Origin of the sequence: Actinomyces polynesiensis, from assembly GCF_000820725.1 — a bacterium.
Lineage (GTDB): Bacteria > Actinomycetota > Actinomycetes > Actinomycetales > Actinomycetaceae > Pauljensenia > Pauljensenia polynesiensis.
Genome location: NZ_CCXH01000050.1, coordinates 1 through 7,133 on the forward strand (window position 1 = coordinate 1; position 7,133 = coordinate 7,133).

Sequence of the window (7,133 nt, forward strand, 5' to 3'; positions counted from 1 at the left end):
CGACGAGGCAGTCGGGGACGTCAGCGCCGAGGGTGCGCCCCAGCGCCTGCAGCCTCTCGGTGTCGAGCCCGAGCCCCCACAGCTCGTTGCAGGCCACCAGCGTCGCGGCCGCATCCGCCGAACCCCCGGCCATGCCTCCCGCGACGGGGACGCGTTTGTCGACCTCCAGGGAGACTCCCGAGGCGGTCTGCGCCCAGGGTCCCGTCGCGGCCAGACGTCGCAGCAGGGAGGCGGCGCGGACGGCCAGGTGACGGTCCGCGGGGAGGCGGTCGATCGCGGCGGAGGCGTCCCGGTCGGTGCTCCCGTCGGGACGGCGCACGGTGGTGCGCACGTGGATGCCCGGGGCCCGCGTGGTGCGGGCGTGGACGGTCTCGCGCAGGTCCAGGCTCTCGAAGACCGTGACGAGGGGGTGGTACCCGTCCTGTCCGGGAGGCCCCACGCGCAGGAGCAGGTTGACCTTGCCGGGTGCCGAGGCGGTGGCCTCACGCATCGGCGTCACCCCGGGGCCCGGCAGCCCGACGCTCGAGGAGGGCCGCGCCCAGGCGTACGAAGTCCTCGATCCCCAGGGTCTCTCCGCGGGCGGAGGGGTCCACACCTGCCGCGCGCAGGAGGTCCTCGGCGGCACCGGCCGAACCCGCCCAGGTCCTCATGGCGGCGCGCAACGTCTTGCGGCGCTGTCCGAAGGCGACGTCGACGACCTCGAAGGTCGCCGCCCGCAGGGCCTCGTCTCCGCGGGGCCCGGGCAGGCGCGTGAGGCGGACCAGCGCCGAGTCGACGTTCGGCGCCGGCCAGAAGACGCTGCGCCCGATGGTGCCGACCCGCTCGGCGGTGCCGTACCACGCGGCCTTGACGGAGGGGACGCCGTAGGTCCTCGAGCCCGGCCCGGCCGCCAGGCGGTCGGCGACCTCCGACTGGACCATGACCAGCACCTCACGCAGGGAGGGCAGCCGTTCGAGCATCGTCAGGAGCACGGGGACGGCGACGTTGTAGGGGAGGTTCGCGACCAGGCGGGTCGGTTCGGGCCAGTCGGTGCCCAGGCCCGCCACGTCCGCGACCTCCAGCGCATCGGCACGCAGGACGTGGAGGCGCTCCGCCGCCTCCGGCATGCGGCCCTCCACGGTCTCGGGCAGGGCGTGGGCGAGCACCGGGTCGATCTCGACGGCGCGGACGCGGGCCCCGGCCTCGAGGAGTGCGAGGGTGAGTGAGCCCAGTCCCGGGCCGACCTCGACGACCTCGTCACCGGGAGCGACACCGCCGGCCCGGACGATCCTGCGCACGGTGCCGGCGTCGTGGACGAAGTTCTGCCCGAGCACCTTGGTGGGGCGGATGCCCAGGGCCTCAGCGATCGCGCGCACCTCGACCGGCCCGAGAAGACCGCTCGTGGAGGGCTCGGCCCCCGCCGGCAACCCGGACACCCCGCCTGCGCGCGGGCGTCTGCGGGCAGGCGGATTCGATCGGGTCACGGGGAGAGTCTAGTGGAGGGCGCGGTGGGCGACGTGCGGGCGCGGGCCGCACCGGGCCCGGGCGCCGTCTCCCCGCGTCAGGCCCACGAGGGCGGGACCACGGTCCGACCCGGTCCGGATCAGTACCAGCCCGTGGAGTTCGAGTGGGACCAGGCGGCGCAGGGGGTGCCGTAGCGTCCCGCGATGTAACCCAGGCCCCAGGAGATCTGTGTGGCGGGGTTCGTCTGCCAGTCAGCTCCGGCGGAGGCCATCTTCGACCCGGGCAGGGCCTGCGGGATGCCGTAGGCCCCCGACGAGGCGTTGGAGGCGTAGGGGTTCCACCCGGACTCGCGGTCCCAGAGGCTGACGAGGCACTGGTACTCGGTGTCCGACCAGCCACGCGCGGCGACCATGGACTGGGCGATGGACCGCGGGTCCTCACCGGAGTAGACACCGGTCGCCGTGGCGGATGTCGCGCCACCACCGGTGATCGCCGCGATCTCGGCCCGGGTCGAGATCGACCCGAGGGTCGCGCGGTAGCGGACCGAGCGTGACCCGTCGGCCCCGATCACGGCCTCCGGAGTGGCCTTGGGATCGATCCCGGCGGCCACCAACGCCTCAGGTGAGGCCTTCTTCGTCCCGATCCTCACGACCTGCGTGACGGGCTCCGACGTCACCTGTCTGCCGACGGAGGCGGAGTGGACGACCTTGCCGTCGTGGCGCTCGGCCCACTTCTCGGTGACCTCGGAACCGGCACTGCCCACGGTCTCGACCTCGGACTCTCCCTCGAAGAGGTCGTCGGTCCTCTGCTCAACGGTCTTGTAGGCGATCTCGGTGGAGGTGGTCTCCACTCCGCGCTCCACCCTGGTGACGGACAGTCTCAGGTCCCCACCCTCCGAGACGACCTCGACCCGGTCGATCGGGGAGAGCGTGACCCCGGCGTCGGCGAGGATCGAGTGGACGTCCTCCCCCGGACTCGCCGTCACCCGGGTGACGTCACCGGCGACGTCCACCGTGACCTGTCGCGCCCGGGAGACCAGTGGTGTCAGCGCCACACGGGACTCGGAGCGGTCCGCCGCCATGGCGACCTTGCCCCCGAGGGTGTCCGCTGCGGCGAGGATGGCATCCGCAGAGGTGGAGGTCGACCACACGGTGGTGGTCCGACCGTCGATGTCGAGGTCGAAGGGGTGCGCCGTGCGCACGACGATGGTCCCACCGTCCGACACGGGATCGTCGACGGAGGGCGAGACGAGGTCGTGGGGGCCGAGGTCGACGCCCATCTGCGCCAGTGCCCGGCCGACGGTGGGCTGCCAGGTGGAGACGGGGCGGGAGACACCGTCGACCTCGAGCACGAGCTCGGAGCGGGCGGCCGCCACACCGAGACCCGCCGTGGCGACGATGCCGAGGGAGGCCGCCGATGCCGCCCACAGGACCCGGGCGCGCGAGGGCCGGTGGTGCCGGCGGGAGGCGTGTCTGCCGTGACTGCTGCTCAACTCGACGCGACTCCTCGGATCAACGGATGTCTGGACTCATCGGAGACCGTAATCGTTTCGTGACCTTCTGGGGTAGGACCTGGGTCACATGTCGCAGGATCGTGGGAGGACCCACACGGCGGCAGGGCGCCTGTTCCGTCTGCGCCGGGCTGGCAGTCCCACGGACGGCCGAGGGGCCCGGGGACGTCGCGTGACGTCCCCGGGCCCCTCGGTCCGGTTCAGGTGGAACTCAGAGCAGGCCGAGCTTGGCGGCGCACCCGGGCCACTGGCCCCGGCCCGACTGGGCCTGGAGTGCCTGGGCGCGGGCCGTCTGCTCGGCGGCGCTGGCATCGGAGGGCAGGCCGGAGCCGCCCATGGCCTGCCAGGTGGAGGCCGTGAACTGGTAGAGACCGTAGAACCCGTTGCCGGTGTTGGTCGCCGGGTTGCCACCGGACTCGCACTGGGCGAGGGCCGCCCACACGCCGGCCGGTGCCGACCCGGTCGCAGTGCCGGAGGATGAGGCCGATGAGGCGGAGCTCGACGAACCGGAGCTCGAGGTGCTGGAGGACGTCGAGGCGGTCGTCGTCTCGACGACGGGCTCCTTGGTGCCCACGGCGACGATCTCCGCGACGGGATCCGTGCGCTTCTGGGCGACCTTGACGGAGACGGTCGCCTTGCCGTCGCGCGTCTCCTCGTAGTACGTGGTCCTCACGGACCCGTCCTTGCCCTCCTGGAGCACCTTGGTGGTGCCCTTCTCGAGGGAGGCGTCGTCCTGCTTCTGGGTGCTGTGGGCGACGGCCTTCTCCTCGGTGCGCTCACCACGCGTCACCCGGGTCACCTTCAGCGTGGTCCCGGAGGCGGTGGACTCGAGCAGCACCTGGTCGATGGCCGACACCTTGACGCCCGCCTTGGCGAGGATCTCGGTGGCCCCGTCACCGGCGGAGGCCTCGACCGGGACGGTCTTCCCGTCGGCGACCACGTTCACCGTGCCGTCCGCGGTGAGGACCGGAAGGGCCTCGCGGGTCATCGAGCGGTCGGCGGCCAGGACCACCTTGCCACTGCCCGCCGCATCGGCCAGCACGTCTGCGGCCGAGTCACCGGTGGACCAGGCCTGGACGATCTCGCCGTCGACGGTGAGGGTGTACGGCTTGGCGGTGCGCACGACGATCGTCTGGCCGTCGGAGACGTCGGCGTCGACGGAGGGTGCGACGAGGTCGTGCTCGGAGAGCGTGACCCCCGCGGCCCCCAGTACATCGGCCACCGTCGAGTTGAAGCCGGAGACCGGCCTCGCGACGCCGTCGACCTCGAGGGTGACGTCGTTGTGGGCGAAGGCCACGCCCGCGCCTGCCACGGCGAGGGCGGCGGCCGAGAGGCCCGAGGCAACGGAGACGACGATTCGACGACTGGGGTGGGAGAGCTTCACAAGAATCCTCGCGACGTTCTGTTCCGTGGGTCCGGGCCCTGCCCTCCGGTGTCCTGGGGCACTGGAGGAGGCGCTTCCCCTCGGACTGACCCGGACACCGTAACCAGATCGTGACACTCGGGTCGAGCGTTGGTGATCCACGTCACACCCCCCGCCCGGCACCCGACTCACCACGTCCCGTAGACCCGTCGGGAGTTGGCGGCGAGCCTGCGGCACGCCTCCTCCTCACTGACCTGCCACGATCCGGCGATCGCGCGGACCGTGTGCGCCATCGCGTAGGACGCGTTCGGGTTGCCCCGCTCGGGCACGGGTGTGAGGTAAGGAGCATCGGTCTCCACGAGCACCAGCTCCCGCGGCAACTCCTCCAGGGCCGCCCGCAGCTCCCCGTTGGAGGGGTAGGTGACATTGCCCGCGAAGGAGGCGTACCAGTCGTTCTCCGCGAGGACCCTGGCCATGGCGCGGTCGCCGGAGAAGCAGTGGAAGACGATGCGCTGGCCGTGGGTGGCCGACTGGGCGAGGACCCCGAGGGTGTCCTCGTGGGCGTCACGGTCGTGGATCTGGAGGGGGAGGTCGTGCAGCCGCGACATCTCCAGGTGGGCGCGGAAGGACTCCTCCTGGGCGTCCCAGCCGGAGGGGGCCGTGCGGAAGTGGTCCAGCCCCGTCTCCCCCACCGCCACGACCATCGGGTCGTCCAGCCTGCACGCGACCATCTCGAGGGCCTCGACGAGTGGGACGTGGTACTCCCGACGCTGGGGCACCAGTCCGTCGGGAGAGGGGTCGACGATCCCCGCGTGCAGGGCCGCCTCGTTCGGGTGGACCGCGAGGGCGACGCGGATGCCCGTGTGGGTGCGCGCGAGGGTGAGGGCGGGCTCGAAGTCGGGCACCTCGCAGGCGGAGGTGACGATCCACTCCACGCCGACCTCAGCGGCGCGTGCCAACTGCTCGTCCAGGGGCATGCGCTCCCCGTCCACCAGGGGGATGTCCGGTTCACGCAGGGGCAGGTGGGTGTGGTCGTCCATGACGTGGCCGGCCAGCGACCGGGGCGTCGCGGGCCAGGTCCGTGGGCGGTGGCGACTCACCGCCGGATCACTCCCACTCGATGGTGGCCGGCGGCTTGGAGGTGACGTCGAGGACCACGCGGGTGACCTCGGGGACCGAGTTGGTGATCCGGGTCGAGATCCGGGCCAGCACGTCGAAGGGGACGCGCGACCAGTCCGCCGTCATCGCGTCCTCGGAGGAGACGGGGCGCAGGACCACGGGCATGCCGTAGGTGCGTCCGTCACCCTGGACCCCCACGGAGTGGACGCCGGCGAGGAGCACCACCGGGCACTGCCAGATCTCGCGGTCCAGTCCGGCCGCACTCAGCTCCTCACGCGCGATGAGGTCCGCCGCACGCAGGATGTCGAGGCGCTCGCGGGTGACCTCGCCGATGATGCGGATGCCGAGGCCCGGGCCGGGGAACGGCTGGCGCCACACGATCTTCTCCGGCACGCCGAGCTCGAGGCCGATGGCGCGGACCTCGTCCTTGAACAGCGCGCGCAGGGGCTCCACGAGTTCGAAGTCGAGGTCCTCGGGCAGACCGCCGACATTGTGGTGGCTCTTGATGTTGGCCGCGCCCTCGCCGCCACCGGACTCCACGACATCGGGGTAGAGCGTCCCCTGGACGAGGAAGCGGACCTCCGCGCCCTCGCTGCCCGCCTCCGCGACGAGGGCGCGCTGGGCGTCCTCGAAGGAGCGGATGAACTCCCGTCCGATGATCTTGCGCTTGCCCTCGGGATCGGAGACTCCCGTCAGGGCCGTGAGGAAGCGCTCGGACTCGTCGACGGTGACGACCCTGATGCCCATGGTCGTCGCGTAGTCCTGCTCCACCTGCTCACGCTCCCCCGCGCGCAGGAGGCCGTGGTCGACGAACACGCAGGTGAGCTGGTCCCCCACGGCCCGGTGGACGAGGGCGGCGGCGACAGAGGAGTCGACCCCGCCGGACAGCCCGCAGATGACACGCGCATCGCCAACTTGGGCGCGGATGCGGGCGACCTGGTCGTCGATGATGGAGCCGGGCGTCCAGTCCGTGCCGATGCCGGCGCACTCGTGGAGGAAGGTCTCGAGCAGTAGTTGCCCGTACTCGGAGTGGTGGACCTCCGGGTGCCACTGCACCCCGTAGAGACCACGGGAGGCGCCCTCGAAGGCGGCGACGGGGGTCTGGTCGGTGGAGGCGGTGACCGTGAAGCCCTCGGGCGCCTGCTCGACGGCGTCGCCGTGGCTCATCCACACGGTCTGGACCGCAGGTCCACCGGCGAGCAGGCGGGAGTGGGCGCCCTCGTCGATGCGGACCTCGGTGTGCCCGTACTCGCGGGTGCCGGTGCGCCCGACGCGGCCGCCCAGCGCCTGGGCCATGATCTGGAACCCGTAGCAGATCCCGAGCACCGGGACGCCCGAGGAGAAGATGGCGGGGTCGATGCCGGGGGCGCCCTCCGCGTAGACGGAGGAGGGGCCGCCGGACAGGATGATGGCGGCGGGGTCCTTCGCCAGCATCTCCCCGACGGGCATCGTGTGCGGGACGATCTCGGAGTAGACGGAGGCCTCGCGGACGCGGCGCGCAATGAGCTGCGCGTACTGGGCTCCGAAGTCGACGACCAGGACAGGGCGGGGTGCAGGCGTGCTCACGCGCCCATGCTACCCGCGTGGGCACACGGACCCCGCTGTGCCCTGCGACACCGGACCGCGGGCGGGGTACCGGACCACGGGCGGGGCAGCGCACGTGGCGGACCGGCGGCGACAGGCCGCGGCGGTGCCCGC

6 protein-coding genes are annotated in these 7,133 nt (G+C 72.4%); all 6 read right to left on the reverse strand.

Annotated elements, in window-relative coordinates:
* Positions 1–490 (reverse strand): 4-(cytidine 5'-diphospho)-2-C-methyl-D-erythritol kinase (locus TA90_RS01750; RefSeq protein WP_043534305.1); only part of this gene is annotated, 490 nt, incomplete at its 3' end.
* Entirely contained in the window at positions 483–1,463 is a 981-nt protein-coding gene (gene rsmA / locus TA90_RS01755) for a 16S rRNA (adenine(1518)-N(6)/adenine(1519)-N(6))-dimethyltransferase RsmA (RefSeq protein WP_043534306.1), read from the reverse strand. The genes TA90_RS01750 and rsmA, both read right to left, overlap by 8 nt.
* Positions 1,464–1,582: 119 nt before the next feature.
* Positions 1,583–2,935, reverse strand: a complete 1,353-nt coding sequence (locus TA90_RS01760) for an aggregation-promoting factor C-terminal-like domain-containing protein (protein WP_082031238.1) — start codon at positions 2,933–2,935, stop codon at positions 1,583–1,585.
* Between the two features lie 229 nt (positions 2,936–3,164).
* Positions 3,165–4,337: a resuscitation-promoting factor gene (locus tag TA90_RS15730; protein WP_052450370.1), complete on the reverse strand. Its 1,173-nt coding sequence runs from the start codon at positions 4,335–4,337 to the stop codon at positions 3,165–3,167.
* 167 nt (positions 4,338–4,504) lie between these two features.
* Positions 4,505–5,416, reverse strand: a complete 912-nt coding sequence (locus TA90_RS01770; RefSeq protein WP_043534307.1) for a TatD family hydrolase — start codon at positions 5,414–5,416, stop codon at positions 4,505–4,507.
* Positions 5,417–5,423: 7 nt separating this feature from the next.
* Positions 5,424–7,001, reverse strand: a complete 1,578-nt coding sequence (guaA, locus tag TA90_RS01775; RefSeq protein WP_043534308.1) for a glutamine-hydrolyzing GMP synthase — start codon at positions 6,999–7,001, stop codon at positions 5,424–5,426.
* Between the last annotated feature and the right edge of the window lie 132 nt (positions 7,002–7,133).